General features: G+C 56.8%; 1 protein-coding gene. It reads right to left on the bottom strand.

The annotated features are described in order from the left end of the window. Positions 1-21 precede the first annotated feature (21 nt). A complete protein-coding gene (locus tag ACQ4W7_RS29115; protein ID WP_436535210.1) occupies positions 22-1,158 on the bottom strand; it encodes an ISAs1 family transposase in 1,137 nt (378 codons plus the stop codon). Positions 1,159-1,264: the final 106 nt, after the last annotated feature.

Genomic DNA, 1,264 nt, shown 5'->3' with positions numbered 1-1,264 from the left:
GCAGGGCGATTGCATGAAGCATCAAGTCGGTAAGCCCAAGACCTTGGCAAGATAGTCGGCACTCCAGCCAGCTTTTAAGCGTTTGGTAGCGATGCCGACCTTGGTCGACTTTTCATTTTTCAGCAAGTTCAGGGCGATTCGGCGCAAGATGGCAAAGTTTTGTGCTCCTTCGCCGACCCGGATGCGGCAATCGTCCTCACGGAACGCGACATCGAGCACCCAGTGCATGCTATTTTCGATACCCCAGTGTGCCCGGATGGTATGCGCAAGATGAGCTGCTTTCGCCGGGAGACTGCTGAGGTAATAGCGCCGCTCGACACTGGCGGTGCCTGTGCTGTTTCTGCCGATGATTTCGCGCGTTGATTCAATCATGATCAGGCTTTGCACGCCGGCCCAGTACTGGTTTTGCTGGTCTAGCCAAGTAACATCGTTAGTCACCAGGCAGCGTCGGGTTTCAATGCGCCCGTGGTCTTTTTCAGTGTGATTGTGGTCCCAGAACGGACGCTCTAACGTGCCTGCCTCGGCGGCATCGAACCACAGCTTGACCGCTTCGGCCAGACCGGGTTGGTTGTCCTTCACACCCAGCACATAGTCTGCGCCGCTGGCGATGATCTTGGCCGCGATATCGTGCTGACATCCCATCGCGTCGATAGTGATGATGGCCCCTTTGATGTCCAGCGTCGCTACCAATTCCGGGATCGCGGCGATCTCATTGCTCTTGTCGGCGGTCCTGACCTGTCCCAGCGTCAAGCCGCTGGCGCTGCTCCATGCCGACACCAGGTGAATCGCACTGTGTTTGCCATCGTGCGAGCCGCGCACGCACTTGCCGTCGATGGCAATGTGTTGCCCTGGAAGCGCCGGACATATCGCCCCCATCCATCTGACGAAACAAGTCTCGAATTGCGTTGCATCAAGCAGCGAAAATACCCGCCCGAAGGTGTCGTGCGAGGCGATGCCGTTGGCAAACGGCAGCTGTTGGCGCAGCCAATCGAGCTTCGTTTCACTCCACTCGACAACTGCCGTCCAACTCTCTGCGCCACTGATGACGGCGCAAATCGCCGCCAACAGCAATTCGTCGAGTCGATAGGCGCATTGCCGCGCACGCGGGTCGTTCAAGTCATCGAATGCTGCCACCAACGAGATCGGTTCGTTTGCCATTTGCGCGTCCAAATATTGAAAGTAAACGCCTTTCTTGGCAGGTTTACAAGCAATATTTTTGCCCTACGGCCAAACCGAGCACTAATCCTTCATGCAATCGCCCTGC

The sequence above is a fragment of the Janthinobacterium algoris genome (assembly GCF_051380935.1).
Classification (GTDB): domain Bacteria; phylum Pseudomonadota; class Gammaproteobacteria; order Burkholderiales; family Burkholderiaceae_D; genus Janthinobacterium.
This window is presented reverse-complemented; position numbering and strand designations above follow the sequence as displayed.